Below are 15,392 nucleotides of genomic sequence, written 5' to 3'. Positions count from 1 at the left end.
CGGATGGCTGGGCGCGCAACCCCATCTCCGCCCTGTCACAAACCTTTCAGATTCGTCCATGTTTCAAAGCTGGGCAACATCCTTTCCCAGTCGTTGCCGACATACGGGCGCAGACCATGAAGGTCATACGCATAAATACGAAAAAATGCCCTTCAGAGGTCGCGCGACGGTTACGTGACATATTATTGCATGCACGAGAAATTTATATCCGCAATCTCTTTGCGATTTTTCCGGGAGTGGATATGATCGGGCAAGTTGATTTCGTCCGCTGCACCGCACCACGGCCTGACGGACGTCTGCCGAGAGATTGTCGTCATGGTTGGGCGTTTCAAGAGACAGGAACCGATGGTCGCCGAGCCGCACAGGGAGGACGCCGACGGGCTTCCCCAGTCCGGGGCGGCCCTGCCGCGGGCCGTGCGCGAGGCGCACCGTGCCATCGCGCGCGCTTTGCAACTCCGCATCGCCGATCATGGCGTCAGCATGGGGCAATGGTATTTCCTTCGTGCCCTGTGGGAGGAGGACGGGCTGACCCAGCGTGAATTGAGTCAAAGGGTCGGCATGATGGAACCCACCACCGTAACCGCGCTGAACAATCTGGAGCGGTGCGATCTCGTTCAACGGGTGCGCAACTCCCACGACCGGCGCAAGGTGAACATCTATCTGACGCCGAAGGGCAAGGCGTTGCGGGCCGACATCCTGCCCTGCGCGGAGGAGATCGACGAAACCGCCACCCAGGGCATTTCCCCGGGCGAACTGGCGCTGACCGTCAGCGTGCTGCGCCGCGTCTCCGCCAACCTCGGCGGCCTGCCGTCGATCAGCGGGGACGACGATCTGGCGTGACGGACGCTGCGGCGACCGACCTCTCCCGATCGGTCGTCGCGGTCAATCGTCGAGATCGGGCGGCGGCGGCAGGCTGGCGCCGGTCAGGTTGGCCCCGGTGAAGCGCGCGTCGCGGATGTTCGCGTCGCTGAGAATGGCCCCGGTCAGGTCGGCGCTGGAGAAGTCGCAGCCGGCAAGATTGGCGCCGCGCATGTTGGTGCGGATGCAGGAGGCTCCGGTGAAGTTGCTGCCGGTCAGATTCGCCGCCCACAGGCGTCCGGTTGGCCGCCCGTCCGGACCCTTTATATCGACCCAGCCGATACCCGCCCCGTCGAACCGGGCCCCGGAGAGGTTGGTGCCGCGAAGCGTCGCCCCGTCGAGGATGGCGCCGCCAAAATCGCTGCCGGTCAGGTCGGCGGCGGAGATGTCGCACATGATGAGCAGGGAATCGCGCATCTTGGCGCCGACCAGCCGCACCCCGCGCAGGTTTGCTCCCGACAAATTCACGCCGTGAAGGTCGATGTGCGACAGGTCCGCCCCGCTGAGATCGGCGCGCGACCCCATGGCGCCGTTGGTGTTGATCCAGGTGTAGTGATTGTGCAGGGCTTCCTGGATCTGGATCGAGAAATTCTCGGCGGAGCGCGCCATGTTGGCGCCCGTCGTGTCCGCCCCGGCAAGGTCCGCCCCCTCCATCTTGGCGCCTTGGAGGTCGGCGTTGCGCAGGTTGGCACCGGCCAGCACCGCGCCGTTCAGGTTGGCGTCGCGCAGGATGGCGCCCTGCAGGTTGACGCCGGACAGGTTGCAGCCGCGCAGGTCGGCGCGGGCGAGGTTGCAGTTCTTCATGGTCGAGCGCATCAATGTGGCCCCGGCCATCAGCGCGCCTTCGCAATCCGCGCCGTTCATCGACACGTCGGTCAGGTCGGCGCCGGACAGGTTGGCGTTCGACATCATCGCATCGTCCATGTCGCTGCCCGACAGGTCGGATCGCACGAAGTCGAGGCCTTTGCTGCCGTTCGCCCCGTTCCCGCCGTACAGCAGCGCGCCGCCGCGCAGGTCGGCCTCCTTCAGAATGGCGCGTTTCAGCTTGGCCCCGCGCATGTGGGCGCCGCGCAGATCGGCCCGGTAGAAGTTGCAGCCGGTCAGGTCGGCCTTGGTCAGATGGGCGGCGAACAGGTCGGCGTGGCTGAGATTCGCGTTGGACAGGTCGCAATGGGCCATGTTGGCCCCCGACAGCTTGCCTTGCGTCAGCTCCACCCCGGCGAGATTTGATCCCTCCAGGTTGGTCATGGTCAGGTTGGCGCGGGTGCCGCCCGACCGGTTCTTCAGCCAACGCTCGTGCTTTTCCAGCACGGCGACCAACTCATGTGGCGTCATGACCCCGTCCGACAATCGGCCCGTTCCCGGCGCGAGGGGAGGTGGGCGCGGTTACTCCAGCGCTTTGGCAGTGTCATAAGATATTCTGGTTTATTTGTTAACATGCCGTTCCGTTGCCGGTCGCAATGCGAGATCGGACCGGTGCGCCGTGGACTGGTGCGCATGGGCGATGTCGCGAGTTCGGTCGCCAAGCGCGCGGTCACCCTGGCGGACCTGCAGGTGGAAACCCCCGTCGCGTTGCTGTTCTGGATGGGTGAAACGGTGCTCGGCATGATCCTGGTGGCCGCCTATGACGAGCAGGATGCCGAACGGGCGATGGCCGTCCGCAACCGGGACGGTCAGGTCGATGCGGCCTACACCAGCCTGTTCCGCGAATTCCTGACCTACATGATGGAGTCGCCGTCGCACATCACCGGCTGCACCCATCTGCTGTTCGTGGCGAAGTCCATCGAGAGGGCTGGGGATCACGCCACGAACGTGGCCGAAAACATCTGCTACATCGTCCGGGGACGTTTGCCGTCCGAGGAACGGGCCAAGGGCGACCTCAGCAGCTTTACGGTGGTGGAGAGGCAGTAGGCGCGCCGGGCGCGCCCACCGGTTTGTCCGTGGCCGTTCTGTTCGGGGCCGTTCTGTTCATGGCTGTGGTGGCGTCTCAGTGTTTGGGGCGCCAGCCGCCGTCGTCCGGTTCGTAACGCCGCCGGACCGCGGCCCAGGCGACCTTGTGGGCCAGCCGTTCGCGCTGCAGGGCCTGACGGGCCTCCGGCGACCGGCACGCTTGCCAAGTGTGATTGAAGGCTGACCGGTAGATGTCCTGCGCGGGCGACGGCAGGCATCGCTTCACCGATTCGGGCAATTCGGTGTTTCGGCGGAAGGTCATCGGGCGTTCCTCCGGCTTATGATTGCTTGGTTGCCTCCAGTATAGCCGTTATTCCACTGGAGTCCGTAGGGCTTTTTCCTGCGGCGTTGGAGGTAGGCGGTGCCGGCGAATGGTCTAGGTCAAAGGTCTGAAGCCTGATGTTCGGGCATGAAAAAAGCCCTTCCCCAAGCGGTGGGGAAGGGCTTTTTCGTAACCCAAGCAGTGTTGCAAAGACCCGTTCTGATGGCCTGCCTTACGGCGTGCGGCGTGCGGTGCGGTGCGCCGGGATCGGAATGGGCCGGATCGCCTGTTCCTCGCGGCGGCTGGCCGACATGTCGATCTCGATGCGGGCCAGGGCCTTGCGCAGTTCGTGTACCGCTTCCGACAGCGTCTGGATCGACGCTTCGCCCGGTTGCTGGCGCCAGCCGCGGTAGGCGTTCAGGCAACCGCGTGCGGTGTCGCGCAGCCGGGCCTCGACGGCGTCGACCGGCGGGGGATTGGTGCCGGCCGGGCGGCTTCCGTCGGCGGAAGCGGGCTGCGGAGCGGCTTGGGCGGGGGCCGCCGTCGGCTGGACCGGCGTCGGCTGAGCCGGAGCCGGAGCCGGTTGAGCGGCCGGCTGTGCCTCCGGACGGTTGAGGCGCAGAGTCTCGGTCTGGGCCGGAGCGGCCGGAGGCACCGGCGCGGGCTGCGGAGCCGCGGTCGGGGCTGCCGCCGGAGCGACCGTCTGGGCAGCCGGAGCAGGAGCCGGGGCCGAAGCCGGAGCGGCGGCGCGGCGCGCAGGCTTCACCGGTGCCGGCGCTTCCGGAGCTGCAACCGGAGCGGGCGGCGGCTCCTCGGCCATGGCGTCGCCGGCCGGCGCTTCCGCGGCGGCGTCGCTGGCGGTGCCCTCTTCAGCCGGCACGTCCTTCTCGCCGGCCGCCTCGTTGGCCGCTTCCGCCTTGCGGATGATGTAGGAAATGGCGCTCGGCGTGCATTCGAATTCACGCGCGATTGCCGACAGGGTAGCGCCGGAACGGTAACGCTCAAGAATCTGCGGCCACGCCGACTGGGGGATTCGTCCGCGCTTCTTCGGAGCCTCCGGTTCGGACCCGGTTTCTGCGTTCATTATGTCGCTCGGTTGCCAAAGTGAATTTTGAGTCATGCGTACGCTGCTTGGGCCGTATCGCGCGCCTTCTGACGCAGCGGCACGCGGGCGCGTGCACGAGCATCACGTCAGGAGCCGTTTTTGCGTGCGATGTTGTCGGTATGGATGAATATCGGGAACTTGCTGGGAAAATACCAGAAGAACTTTGCGCCGCATGGAAAAATTGCGCTTAGGCGGGTTGCCGGAGCTTTAGTCCGAAGGCCGGATTGCCTTGCGGCGCTGCCCGTGCGAACCGCATAGGAACATCCGCGGACGAGAATTTTAAAAACTGTATTTCACGAATCGGTCGTGCAGGAAGCGGTTGCAAAGAGGTTTGAAAATCGGCGGCGGGCCGGAATGCGTTGCGGAGCGTTCTGTTGACATGAAGCGCCACTTGCATGGCGCGCGCTGTCCGACAGGCGGAGTTTCTTTATGCCGCATTCCATCGATCGATTCCGGCCCCGGTCCGGTCCAGTCCGGCGGCAAGCCGGATTGAAGACCGGATTGACGAGCGGATCTGCATCGCGTTCGGCGGTGCCCACCGTGTCCGTGGGGTTTTTCGCCGCCATCCTGGCTTTTTCGGCACCGGCCTTCGCGCAGGATGCGGGCGGAGCCGCCCCGGCCCCGGCCGCGCCCCCGCTGGCGTCCGTCCTGCCGCCCAACGCCCCCCCGACCTTCGCCGATCTCGCGGAGAAGCAGTTGGACGCGGTGGTCTTCATATCCACGACGCAGGCGCCTCCGCAGGGCGGTCCGCAGGCGGGGCCGCGTGGACCGGAGCTTCCCGGCTTCCCGCCCGGTTCGCCCTTCGAGGAATTCTTCCGCGAGTTCCGTGACCGCCAGCGCGGCCAGCCGCAACAGCAGCAGGCGCCGCGCCCGACGGCGGCGTTGGGCTCCGGCTTCATCATCGACCCGGCGGGCTTCGTGGTCACGAACAGCCATGTCGTGTCCGAAGCGGCGGAGATTTCCGTCACCATGCACGACGGCACGAAACTGCCGGCGAAGCTCGTCGGCGTGGACGGGCCGACCGACCTTGCCGTTCTGAAGGTCGACACCAAGAAGCCGCTGGTCTCCGCCCCCTGGGGCGACAGCGAGGCGCTGCGGGTCGGCGACTGGGTGGTCGCCATCGGCAATCCCTTCGGCCTCGGCGGGTCGGTGACCGCGGGAATCCTGTCCGCGCGGCAGCGCGACATTCAGCAGGGACCCTACGACGACTATCTGCAGACCGACGCCTCGATCAACCGCGGCAATTCCGGCGGGCCGCTCTACAACCTCAACGGCGAGGTGATCGGCATCAACACGGCGATTTATTCGCCGACTGGCGGTTCGGTGGGCATCGGCTTCGCCATCCCGTCCTCCGTCGCGCGCCCGGTCATCGAGCAGTTGCGCGACCATGGGCAGGTGCGCCGCGGCTGGCTGGGGGTCCAGGTGCAGAGCGTGACCCCGGACATCGCCGAAAGCCTGGGCATGCAGGAGCCGGCGGGAGCCCTGGTCACCAGCGTGTCGCCGGAAGGCCCGGCGGGGAAGGGCGGTGTCCGGCAGGGCGACGTCATCACCCGCTTCAACGGCGAGTCCATCGAGCAGATGCGCGAACTGCCGCGCGTCGTCGCCGCGACGAAGATCGGCTCGGCCGTGCCGCTGGAACTGCTGCGCGAGGGCAAGGCCGAAACCTTGACCGTGACGGTGGGCGAACTGGAGCCGCAGGAGCAGGTCGCCCTGTCGGGGGCGAGCGGGGCGCCGCGTCCGGAGACGACGGTCGACACCAAGCAGGTCCTCGGCCTGACCCTGTCGCAGCTGACCCCCGGTCTGCGCGACAGCTTCTCCATCAACCCCGACGTCGAGGGCGTGGTGGTCACCGAGGTCGGCGACGCCAGCGCCGCCAGCGAGCGCGGGATTGAGGCCGGCGACGTCATCGTGGAGGCCGGGCAGGAACCGGTGAAAACGCCGGAGGATCTCAACCGTCTGGTCGACGACGCGCGCAGCCAGGGGCGCAAGACCGTGCTGATGCTGCTCAGCCGCGACGGTGACCTGCGCTACGTGCCGATGCCGATCGAGGACCGCAAGGGCTGAGGGCTGAGGGCAGCGGGCCGCCGTCCCAACCTTTTCCTCTACCGTTTGCCGGGCGGCGGGAGTAATTTGCCCGCCACTTGGCGAATGGGATTAATCCAGTGAGCGTAGATTCCGAGGGCCGTCCGCCCGTGCGGCTGTCGGTCGTGGTTCCGGTCTTCAACGAGGCCGAAAACGTCCTTCCCCTCCTTGAAGAAATCGAGCGCGCGCTGTCGCCGGCCGATGCGCTGGGCCGCGCCTTCGAGGTGATCTATGTGGACGACGGGTCCAGCGACGACACGCTGACGCGCCTTGCGCCGGTCGTCGCCGCGGGCCGTCTGCGGCTGATCCGCCATGTCCGCCGATCAGGACAAAGCGCCGCCGTGCGCACCGGGGTGAAAGCGGCGCGCGGGGAGTGGATCGCCACCCTCGATGGCGACGGCCAGAACGATCCCGCCGACATCCCCGCTCTGTTCGCGCTGGCCGCCAAGGGCGGCCCGGACGCGCCGGTGCTGGTCGGCGGCCTGCGCAAGAAGCGGCAAGACACGCTGTCCAAGCGGCTGGCTTCGCGTTTCGCGAACGCGGTGCGGCAGTCCTTCCTCCAGGACGGCTGCACCGACAGCGGCTGCGGGCTGAAACTGTTCCGCCGCGACGCCTTTCTCGATCTGCCCTTCTTCGGGGCGATGCACCGCTTCCTTCCCGCCCTGTTCCGGTCGCACGGCCATCCGGTGGCCTATGTGCCGGTCAACCACCGCCCGCGGGAACGCGGCGTGTCGAAATACAACAACTGGCGCCGCGGGCTGATCGGGGTGGTCGATCTGCTGGGCGTCTATTGGCTGAAGCGGCGCACCGCGCTGTCGCCCGCGGTCGAAGACCGCTGAGCCCTTTTCCGTCCGAACCGGCCGCCGCCCGATGCTCGAACGCGCCATCGCCTGGTACCAGAGCCAAAGCACCGCCGACCTGATCTGGGTCGGCGTCGGCTTTTTCGCGCAGACGCTCTTCATGATGCGCTTCGTCGTGCAATGGATCGCCAGCGAGCGCGCCCGGCGCAGCATCGTGCCGGAGCTGTTCTGGTATTTCTCCATCGGGGGCGGGGTTCTTTTGTTGGCCTATTCGATCCAGCGGGGTGATCCGGTGTTCATGTTCGGGCAAGGGCTGGGCCTCATCATCTATTCCCGGAATCTCTATTTCGTCTGGAGCAACCGCCGGAACGGCGGAGCGGACGGCAGCGCGGCGGGCACGCCGTGAGCGCCGTGCCGGACACCCCCGCCACCCGCCTGCCGGTTCTGGCCTATCTGCTTCTGGCGGTGATCAGCGTTCTGCTGTTCCTGCCCGGCTTCTTCGACCTGCCGCCCTTCGACCGCGACGAGGCGCGCTTCGCCCAGGCGTCGCACCAGATGCTGGAAAGCGGCGACTATGTCGACATCCGCTTCCAGGACGAGGCGCGCCACAAGAAGCCGGTGGGCATCTACTGGCTGCAGACCGCGGCGACGCGGCTGGTCGAGGGGGCAAGCGGGCTGCCGAAGGACATCTGGACCTTCCGCATTCCCTCCCTGATCGGCGCGGTGCTGGCGGTGCTGGCGACAGCCTGGACCGGGGCGCGGATGTTCGGCGGGACGGTCGGGTTCCTCGCCGGGCTGATGATGGCCTCCTGCGTCGTGCTGGGCGTCGAGGCCCGCATGGCGAAGACCGACGCTGTGCTGCTCTCCACCATCGTGATCGGGCAGGCGGCCCTGGCCAGCCTCTATCTGAACCGCCATGCGGAGCGGTCCGGCTGGGCGGCGCCGCTCGCCTTCTGGATCGCCGCGGGTGTCGGCATCCTCATCAAGGGTCCCATCGTTCTTCTGGTGTCCGGCACCACGGCGCTGGTGCTGGCGGTGGTGGACCGCCGGGCCGGCTGGCTGAAGCGGCTGCGCCCGCTGGTCGGGCTCGCCATCGTGGTCGCCATCGCCGCGCCCTGGCTGATCGCCATCACGGTGAAGACCAAGGGCGCCTTCTTCGCGGAATCGGTCGGCCACGACATGATGGGCAAGGTGGTCGGCGGCCAGGAGGCGAAGGGCCTGCCGCCCGGCTATTACCTGGGCACTTTCTGGGTCACCTTCGCGCCCTGGTCCTTCCTGGCGCTGCTGGCCGTTCCCTGGGCGTGGCGCCACCGCAAGGGCACCGGGCCGATGGCGGACGCCGTGCGCTTCTGCGTCGCCTGGATCATCCCGAGCTGGCTGGTCTTCGAGGCGGTGCCGACCAAGCTGCTGCACTACACGCTACCGGTGTTCCCGGCCATCGCCATCCTCACCGCCGCCGCGGCGCGGGAGCATTTCCTGCGCCGCGCCGACGCGCCGCGGTGGGGGCTGTTCTCGGTCGCCACCGTTCTCGGGGCGGTCGGATTCGGCGCACTGACGGTCGCGGTCGCGGTGATCCCCTATCTGGTGGACGGGCGCGTCGATCCGGTGGCGGTTGCCATGCTGCCGGTGGTTCTGGTGTTGTACGCGCTGGCCGTGCGCCTGTTCGCCCAGCGCCGGGAGACGCAGGGTTTCGCGGCGGGGCTGGCGGCGGCGGCGGTGCTGTACGCCGGCACCTATGGCGCGGTCCTGCCGGGCATCGACGGCGTGTGGATCAGCCGTCAGGCGGCGCGGACGGTCGCGGCGGTGCGCCCGTGCGCCGACAGCGTGGTCGCCTCCGCCGGCTATTCGGAACCGAGCCTCGTCTTCCTGCTGGGGACCGACACGCGCCTGACCCATGGGGCGGGGGCGGCCGCTCATCTGGTGGAGAACCCGTCCTGCGGGCTGGCCCTGGTGACCGACCGCGAGGAGGCGGAGTTCCGCACCGCCCTGAAGGGGGCGGAGCCGGTGCCGCTCGGCCGCTTCACCGGCTTCAACTACAACACCGGCAAGCGGCTGACCCTGACGCTCTACGGCGCGGCGCGACCCTGAACGAACCGGAATGGGGTGTCCGTCGGATGGAGGTTTCCGGACGGAGGTTGCGGGCTGAGTAACCCGCCTCCTCCCTGGACATGCGCGGCCGCATCCGGCGGAATCCGTCTTCCACACGCAAAAGGATGGAAGGCCGCCGTGTCATGCTTCGAACGATGACTGTAGCGACCCTCGCGGTGCTGGCCTTTGCCGCACCCGCCGAAGCGCAGAGGCAGGAATACCCCTCCTGGGTCTATGAGGAGATGGTCCCGACCGGCCCCCATATGCGCCGCATGGAGGAGGCCCAGCCGATTCCCGGCGCGCGGCCGTCTCACTGGGGCGCCATGGGCAACGGCGAGCAGTTCCGCGCCGGCTCGCGCGGTTACGGCACCGATCCGGCCCGCGCCACCCCCTCCTACTCCCGGACCAATTCGCTGACGCCGCCGGTCCGCGACGGGCGCGGCGCCGCTGCGGCGGCGCGGCGTGGCGGTGGCGGCGACAATGTGCCGGGCACCCCGCGCGAGGTGACGCTCAATCCGGAGTACAATTTCGAGCGTTGACCGCGGCCTCTTCGGGCCGCCACAGCCAGGCGGCTCCGCGGACCCCGCTCGAATCGCCGTGGACGGCGCGGCGGACCGGCGTGTCCAGACTATCCGTGAAGGCCCAGCGGGCGATGACCGGGGGAAGGGCGGCGTAGAGGAACTCCAGGTTCGACAGTCCGCCGCCCAGCACGATCACGTCCGGGTCCAAGACATTGACGATGCCCGCCAGCCCGCGCCCCAGCCGCTCCACCAGCCGGTCGAGGGTGGCGCGGGCCGCGGCGTCCCCGCGCTCCGCCAGCGCCGCGATGGCCTCCGCGGTCAGGTCCGCCCCGGTGACGCGGCGGTGGTCGCCGGCGACGGCGGGGCCGGACACGAAGGTTTCCAGGCAGCCGGTCTTGCCGCAATAGCAGGCCGGGCCGGGGCGCTCCTGGTCGGCGGGCCAGGGCAGGGGGTTGTGCCCCCACTCGCCGCCGATGGCGTTGCGGCCGCCAAGGGGGCGGCCGTCGACGACGATTCCCGCCCCGCAGCCGGTGCCGAGGATCGCCGCGAAGACCACGCCGCAGCCGGCCCCCGCCCCATCCGCCGCCTCCGACACGGCCAGACAGTTGGCGTCGTTCTCGACCCGCACCGGCCGCTTGAGCGCTGCGGCAAGATCGCGGTCGAAGGGCTTGCCGATCAGCCAGGTCGAGTTGGCGTTCTTCACCAGCCCGGTCGCCGGCGAGATGGCGCCCGGAATGCCGATTCCGACGGTCGCGTTCGCCGACCCCGTCGCGCTCTCCAGCCGCGCCACCAGATCGGCGATGGTCCGCACCGTCGCGCCGTAGTCGCCGCGGGGAGTGGGCACGCGGAGGCGGGTGCGCTCTTCTCCGGCCGCGTCGAGCGCGATCCCTTCCGTCTTGGTGCCGCCGAGGTCGATGCCGATGCGGATGAGAGAAGAGGGAGGGTCGGTGCGCTTCATGAGGAAACTGCCCTGATGTGTGGCCTGCGTCACAGACGCACGCCGAGGCTGTTGCAATACTGGGAAAGACCGGCAACCCGCAAGCCAAGCAACCGCCCGACCTCTCCGGCGACTCCCGCGCCACAGGCTGGGACAAATGGTCTTTGCTCGGGCGATATGGGTTGACCGTCTGTCGGGATCTTGTAGAACCAGCGAAGGAGAGGGCGTGATCCGTCGGATTCCGCCCGTCAATCAGGGCCACCGGAGCCGGACCAACGATGAATCGCCAGCGCGCCGCCCATCGCATTCCTTCCTTCACCTTGCGCAGCGCCGCCGCCGTCGGCCTCGCCGTGCTGTTCGCCGGCACCGCGCTGCCGGCCGTCGCCAAGGAGGCGGCGAAGCCGGCTGCTGAAAAAACGGCCGCGAAGGCCACCGCGAAGCCGGCCGCCGCCAAGAGCACTGCTGCCAAGAGCACCGCGACCAAGCCCGGCGCCTGCTACAGCCGCGCCGAGCACGCCGCGGAGCAGACCATCCGCATGCACACCGAGATGATGGTGGTCGGCCTGACCTGCCAGCAGGTGAATCCGGACAAGAAGCCGTTCAACCTGTACCAGGACTTCACGGTCAAGAACCGCTCGCTGATCTCCAACTCGGAAGCGTCGATGATCGACCACTTCCGCAAGAAGGGCGGCGGCAACGCGACGCGGCAGTTCGACATGTTCCGCACCGAGCTGGCCAACGAGGTCAGCCGCCGCGCCGCGGTGATCGGCACCGGCCTCTATTGCGCCAACTTCGTGGACCGTTCCAAGGCGGCGATGGACCTGACGGCGGACGACCTCCGCGTCCTGACCGGCGATGAAAAAAGCGCCGGCCTGATGCATTTGTCGTCAAAGCCGCTGTGCGACGTGCAGGTCGTCAGCAACCCCGACGTGAATTACGACGTCGCCCAGGCCCCGGCCTCGCGCAGCGGCAGCGCGGCGGCGCCGTCCAAGTCGACCGGCAAGGCAACGGCCAAAGCCCCTGGAAAGCCCAAGGACCCGGCGAAGGCGCAGGTGGTCTCCGCCAAGCGCTGATCGGCCAGTACCGATGGTGATGCCGGAGGTCATAGGCGATCCGGCATCATGCATCGCAGCAGTGGCACAGTTGTTGCGAAACCCTCTTCACCACAGTGAAGAGGGTTTTTTCATGCGATGCATTCGCTATGGTAGAACGCAAGCGCAAAGTTCACGGAACTGACATGAATCGATATTGCAAATTCTCGGAAAATTGGTATTACCGCAGATAGAGTGCGGGTTTGCCCTCTTGCTCTGTTGAGAGCCGCTGGGCTAACGTTCCGCTCACACAACAATCTTGGCCCCGCGCTCAAGAGCACGGGTAAGCCAATTCGGGGAGTGGCACTTCACGTGACTGGTGTACGAGCGCGCTTGTCTCGCTCGCCGAAGCCTGCGCATCGCGCCGAGGCGAGGTAAGACAATGGAATACTTTCTTCAGCAGCTGATCAACGGCCTGTCGCTGGGCGCCATCTACGGCCTCATCGCGATCGGGTACACGATGGTGTACGGCATCATCGGCATGATCAACTTCGCCCACGGCGAGATCTACATGATCGGCGCCTTCGTGGCCCTCATCACCTTCCTGGCCATCGGCAGCCTGGGGATCACCTGGGTTCCGCTCGCCCTTCTCGTCATGCTGGTTGCATCGATGCTGTTCACCGCCGTCTACGGATGGACGGTTGAGCGCATCGCCTATCGTCCGCTGCGCAGCTCGCCGCGTCTGGCGCCGCTGATCTCGGCGATCGGCATGTCGATCTTCCTGCAGAACTACGTGCAGATCCTGCAGGGCGCCCGCAGCAAGCCGCTGCAGCCGATCCTGCCGGGCAACCTGACCCTGATGGACGGCGCGGTGTCGGTCAGCTACGTGCGTCTGGCGACGATCGTCATCACGATCGCGCTGATGTACGGCTTCACCCAGCTCATCACCCGGACCTCGCTCGGCCGCGCCCAGCGCGCCTGCGAGCAGGACAAGAAGATGGCCGGCCTGCTGGGCGTCAACGTCGACCGCGTCATCTCGCTGACCTTCGTCATGGGCGCCGCCCTGGCCGCCGTGGCGGGCATGATGGTCCTGCTGATCTACGGCGTGATCGACTTCTACATCGGCTTCCTGGCCGGGGTTAAGGCCTTCACGGCCGCGGTGCTCGGCGGCATCGGCTCGCTGCCGGGCGCGATGCTGGGCGGCGTGGTCATCGGCCTGATCGAAGCCTTCTGGTCGGGCTACATGGGCAGCGAATGGAAAGACGTGGCGACCTTCACGATTCTCGTGCTCGTCCTGATCTTCCGTCCGACCGGCCTGCTGGGCCGTCCGGAAATCGAGAAGGTGTGAGGCCATGACCGCGATTTCCATGTCTTCGCCGCGGGCCATCGCCTGGCCCGCGATCCTGAAGGAGGCGGCAATGACCGCCTTCGTCGCCCTTCTCCTGACGATCCCGCTGGTCGGCCTGCGCACGGTGGACCGTCCCACCGGCCTCGGTCTGGAAACCCGCTGGAACGAGGTGGCCGCCGCCGTCGGTCTGGTCTTCCTCGGCCGTCTCGGCCTCTGCCTGATCCGCGAGGGCCACGCCGTCACCGTGCTGGTGCTTGCCGCCGCCGCCACCGCCGCCGGCTTCTTCATCGCCATGCCGACGGAGGCCCTGCGGATCATCCTGATCGCCGGTGGCGCGGTCATCGCGATCCGCGCCGTCCTGGCGATCCGTACCGGCCGCTCCAAGCTGTCGCAGGCGGAGCGCGACAAGCGGATGGACCACATCGCGGCGCAGGTGCAGCACGCCTCGCGCTGGCTCGGTCCGATCGCCGTCGTCGTGGCGCTGGCCTTCCCGTTCACGCCGCTGGCCGACCGCCAGCTGCTGGACATCGGCATCCTTCTGCTGACCTACATCATGCTGGGCTGGGGGCTGAACATCGTGGTCGGCCTTGCCGGCCTGCTCGACCTCGGCTATGTGGCCTTCTACGCGGTGGGCGCCTACTCCTACGCGCTGCTGGCCCATTATTTCGGCTTCAGCTTCTGGGTCTGCCTGCCGCTGGCCGGCTTCCTGGCGGCGATGTCGGGCGTTCTGCTGGGCTTCCCGGTCCTGCGTCTGCGTGGCGATTATTTCGCCATCGTGACGCTGGGCTTCGGCGAGATCATCCGCATCATCCTGATCAACTGGTACCAGTTCACCGGCGGCCCCAACGGCATCTCCGGCATTCCGCGCCCGAGCTTCTTCGGCATCGCCGACTTCACGCGGACCCCGGCGGAGGGCACCGCGGCCTTCCACGAGATGTTCGGCCTGGAGTTCAGCCCGCTGCACCGGATCATCTTCCTCTATTACCTGATCCTGGTGCTGGCCCTGGTGGTGAACCTGTTCACCATGCGCGTCCGCAAGCTGCCGCTGGGCCGCGCCTGGGAAGCGCTGCGCGAGGACGACATCGCCTGCGCCTCGCTGGGCATCAACCGCACGAACATGAAGCTGGCGGCCTTCGCCATCGCGGCGATGTTCGGCGGTTTCGCCGGGTCCTTCTTCGCCACCCGCCAGGGCTTCATCAGCCCGGAGAGCTTCACCTTCATCGAATCGGCGATCATCCTCGCCATCGTGGTGCTGGGCGGCATGGGCAGCCAGATCGGCGTCGTCGTGGCCGCCTTCCTGGTCATCGGCCTGCCGGAAGCCTTCCGTGAGCTGGCCGACTACCGCATGCTGGCGTTCGGCATGGGCATGGTGCTGATCATGCTGTGGCGTCCGCGCGGCCTGCTCGCCCACCGCGACCCGACCATCCTCCTGCACGGCCGCCCCAAGGGTGGAGCTGGCGGCCCCGCCGCGGGCACCGCCGCCGCCGGCGGCCAGGGCATCGCCGGGGGGAGCGCGAAGTGATGACGACACAATCCATGACCCCCACCACGCCCCTGCTGACGGTCGAGCACCTCACCATGCGCTTCGGCGGCCTGGTGGCGGTCAACGACGTCTCCTTCTCCGCCAACAACGGCGAGATCACCGCGATCATCGGCCCGAACGGCGCGGGCAAGACCACGCTGTTCAACTGCATCACCGGCTTCTACACCCCCACGGTGGGCCGTTTGACCCTGCGCCACGGCGACGGGAAGGAATTCCTGCTGGAGCGGATGCCGGGCTACCGAATCTCGCAGAAGGCCAGCGTCGCCCGCACCTTTCAGAACATCCGCCTGTTCGGCGGCATGAGCGTCCTGGAGAACCTGATCGTCGCCCAGCACAACAAGCTGATCCGCGCCTCGGGCTTCTCCATCGCCGGCCTGCTCGGCCTGCCGTCCTACACCAAGACGGAGCGGGAGGCGGTCGATCTGGCCAAATACTGGCTGGACCGCGTCCGCCTGCTGGAGTTCGCGGACTGGGAGGCGGGCAATCTCCCCTACGGCGCCCAGCGCCGGCTGGAGATTGCCCGGGCCATGTGCACGGAGCCGGTGATGCTCTGCCTGGACGAGCCGGCGGCGGGCCTCAACCCCCGCGAGTCGGGCGAGCTGGCCGATCTGCTCACCTACATCCGCGACGAGCACAAGATCGGCGTCCTGCTGATCGAGCATGACATGAGCGTGGTGATGACCATTTCCGACCATGTCGTGGTGCTGGATTACGGGCGGAAGATTTCCGACGGCGATCCGGCCTTCGTGAAGAACGACCCGGCGGTGATCCGCGCCTATCTGGGCGAGGAAGAGGACGAGGAACTGCCGCCGGAGATCAAGGCCGACCTGCCGGAGGTCGCCAAGCGAGCCGAGGAGGGGGCCTGAG

General features: G+C 67.6%; 15 protein-coding genes. 11 read left to right on the top strand and 4 right to left on the bottom strand.

The window, feature by feature from the left end; translation table 11 throughout:
- Positions 1 to 345 precede the first annotated feature (345 nt).
- Positions 346 to 840 (top strand): MarR family winged helix-turn-helix transcriptional regulator, encoded by a 495-nt coding sequence (locus tag ABAZ39_RS06935; RefSeq protein WP_247875023.1) that lies wholly within the window; start codon positions 346 to 348, stop codon positions 838 to 840.
- Positions 841 to 882: 42 nt separating this feature from the next.
- On the opposite strand, the gene ABAZ39_RS06930 is transcribed toward ABAZ39_RS06935, so the two are convergent.
- The gene (locus tag ABAZ39_RS06930) at positions 883 to 2,193 is read right to left on the bottom strand and encodes a pentapeptide repeat-containing protein (RefSeq protein WP_038530890.1); all 1,311 of its coding nucleotides are present in this window, start codon (positions 2,191 to 2,193) and stop codon (positions 883 to 885) included.
- A 162-nt stretch (positions 2,194 to 2,355) separates the two neighbouring features.
- Here ABAZ39_RS06930 and ABAZ39_RS06925 point away from each other — a divergent pair, with 162 nt between their 5' ends.
- The gene (locus ABAZ39_RS06925) at positions 2,356 to 2,769 is read left to right on the top strand and encodes a phosphate signaling complex PhoU family protein (protein WP_247881642.1); all 414 of its coding nucleotides are present in this window, start codon (positions 2,356 to 2,358) and stop codon (positions 2,767 to 2,769) included.
- A 76-nt stretch (positions 2,770 to 2,845) separates the two neighbouring features.
- On the opposite strand, the gene ABAZ39_RS06920 is transcribed toward ABAZ39_RS06925, so the two are convergent.
- Both ABAZ39_RS06920 and ABAZ39_RS32870 read right to left on the bottom strand, forming a co-directional pair.
- Positions 2,846 to 3,070 carry a ChaB family protein gene (locus tag ABAZ39_RS06920; RefSeq protein ID WP_038527932.1) on the bottom strand — a complete coding sequence of 75 codons (225 nt, stop codon included), beginning with the start codon at positions 3,068 to 3,070 and terminating at the stop codon, positions 2,846 to 2,848.
- Between the two features lie 232 nt (positions 3,071 to 3,302).
- Entirely contained in the window at positions 3,303 to 4,154 is an 852-nt protein-coding gene (locus ABAZ39_RS32870; protein ID WP_051657849.1) for a hypothetical protein, read from the bottom strand.
- A gap of 561 nt (positions 4,155 to 4,715) precedes the next feature.
- Between ABAZ39_RS32870 and ABAZ39_RS06910 the strand changes: the two genes are divergently transcribed.
- From ABAZ39_RS06910 to ABAZ39_RS06890, 5 genes are all read left to right on the top strand, one after another.
- Positions 4,716 to 6,239 carry a Do family serine endopeptidase gene (locus ABAZ39_RS06910; RefSeq protein WP_247881641.1) on the top strand — a complete coding sequence of 508 codons (1,524 nt, stop codon included), beginning with the start codon at positions 4,716 to 4,718 and terminating at the stop codon, positions 6,237 to 6,239.
- Between the two features lie 98 nt (positions 6,240 to 6,337).
- Entirely contained in the window at positions 6,338 to 7,096 is a 759-nt protein-coding gene (locus ABAZ39_RS06905) for a glycosyltransferase family 2 protein (protein WP_081862901.1), read from the top strand.
- A gap of 31 nt (positions 7,097 to 7,127) precedes the next feature.
- A complete protein-coding gene (locus ABAZ39_RS06900; RefSeq protein ID WP_038527927.1) occupies positions 7,128 to 7,463 on the top strand; it encodes a lipid-A-disaccharide synthase N-terminal domain-containing protein in 336 nt (111 codons plus the stop codon).
- Positions 7,460 to 9,145 carry an ArnT family glycosyltransferase gene (locus ABAZ39_RS06895; RefSeq protein WP_051657848.1) on the top strand — a complete coding sequence of 562 codons (1,686 nt, stop codon included), beginning with the start codon at positions 7,460 to 7,462 and terminating at the stop codon, positions 9,143 to 9,145. The genes ABAZ39_RS06900 and ABAZ39_RS06895 overlap by 4 nt, the downstream gene beginning before the upstream one ends.
- 155 nt (positions 9,146 to 9,300) lie before the next feature.
- On the top strand, positions 9,301 to 9,684 hold the full coding sequence (locus ABAZ39_RS06890; protein ID WP_051657847.1) for a hypothetical protein: 384 nt from the start codon (positions 9,301 to 9,303) through the stop codon (positions 9,682 to 9,684).
- Here ABAZ39_RS06890 and ABAZ39_RS06885 read toward each other — a convergent pair.
- Positions 9,656 to 10,624 (bottom strand): ROK family protein, encoded by a 969-nt coding sequence (locus ABAZ39_RS06885; RefSeq protein WP_051657846.1) that lies wholly within the window; start codon positions 10,622 to 10,624, stop codon positions 9,656 to 9,658. The genes ABAZ39_RS06890 and ABAZ39_RS06885 overlap by 29 nt on opposite strands.
- Positions 10,625 to 10,881: 257 nt before the next feature.
- On the opposite strand from ABAZ39_RS06885, the gene ABAZ39_RS06880 reads away from it, so the two are divergent.
- From ABAZ39_RS06880 to ABAZ39_RS06865, 4 genes are all read left to right on the top strand, one after another.
- Entirely contained in the window at positions 10,882 to 11,676 is a 795-nt protein-coding gene (locus tag ABAZ39_RS06880; RefSeq protein WP_038527925.1) for a hypothetical protein, read from the top strand.
- Between the two features lie 400 nt (positions 11,677 to 12,076).
- On the top strand, positions 12,077 to 12,982 hold the full coding sequence (locus ABAZ39_RS06875) for a branched-chain amino acid ABC transporter permease (protein WP_014240349.1): 906 nt from the start codon (positions 12,077 to 12,079) through the stop codon (positions 12,980 to 12,982).
- Positions 12,983 to 12,986: 4 nt separating this feature from the next.
- The gene (gene livM / locus ABAZ39_RS06870) at positions 12,987 to 14,504 is read left to right on the top strand and encodes a high-affinity branched-chain amino acid ABC transporter permease LivM (RefSeq protein WP_038527923.1); all 1,518 of its coding nucleotides are present in this window, start codon (positions 12,987 to 12,989) and stop codon (positions 14,502 to 14,504) included.
- The gene (locus ABAZ39_RS06865) at positions 14,504 to 15,391 is read left to right on the top strand and encodes an ABC transporter ATP-binding protein (protein WP_051657845.1); all 888 of its coding nucleotides are present in this window, start codon (positions 14,504 to 14,506) and stop codon (positions 15,389 to 15,391) included. The genes livM and ABAZ39_RS06865 overlap by 1 nt, the downstream gene beginning before the upstream one ends.
- Position 15,392 lies beyond the last annotated feature (1 nt).

This window comes from Azospirillum argentinense, from assembly GCF_000632475.1.
Classification (GTDB): Bacteria; Pseudomonadota; Alphaproteobacteria; order Azospirillales; family Azospirillaceae; genus Azospirillum; species Azospirillum baldaniorum.
The sequence above is the reverse complement of the archived record's forward strand: the minus strand, read 5'-3'. Positions and strand labels throughout refer to the sequence as shown.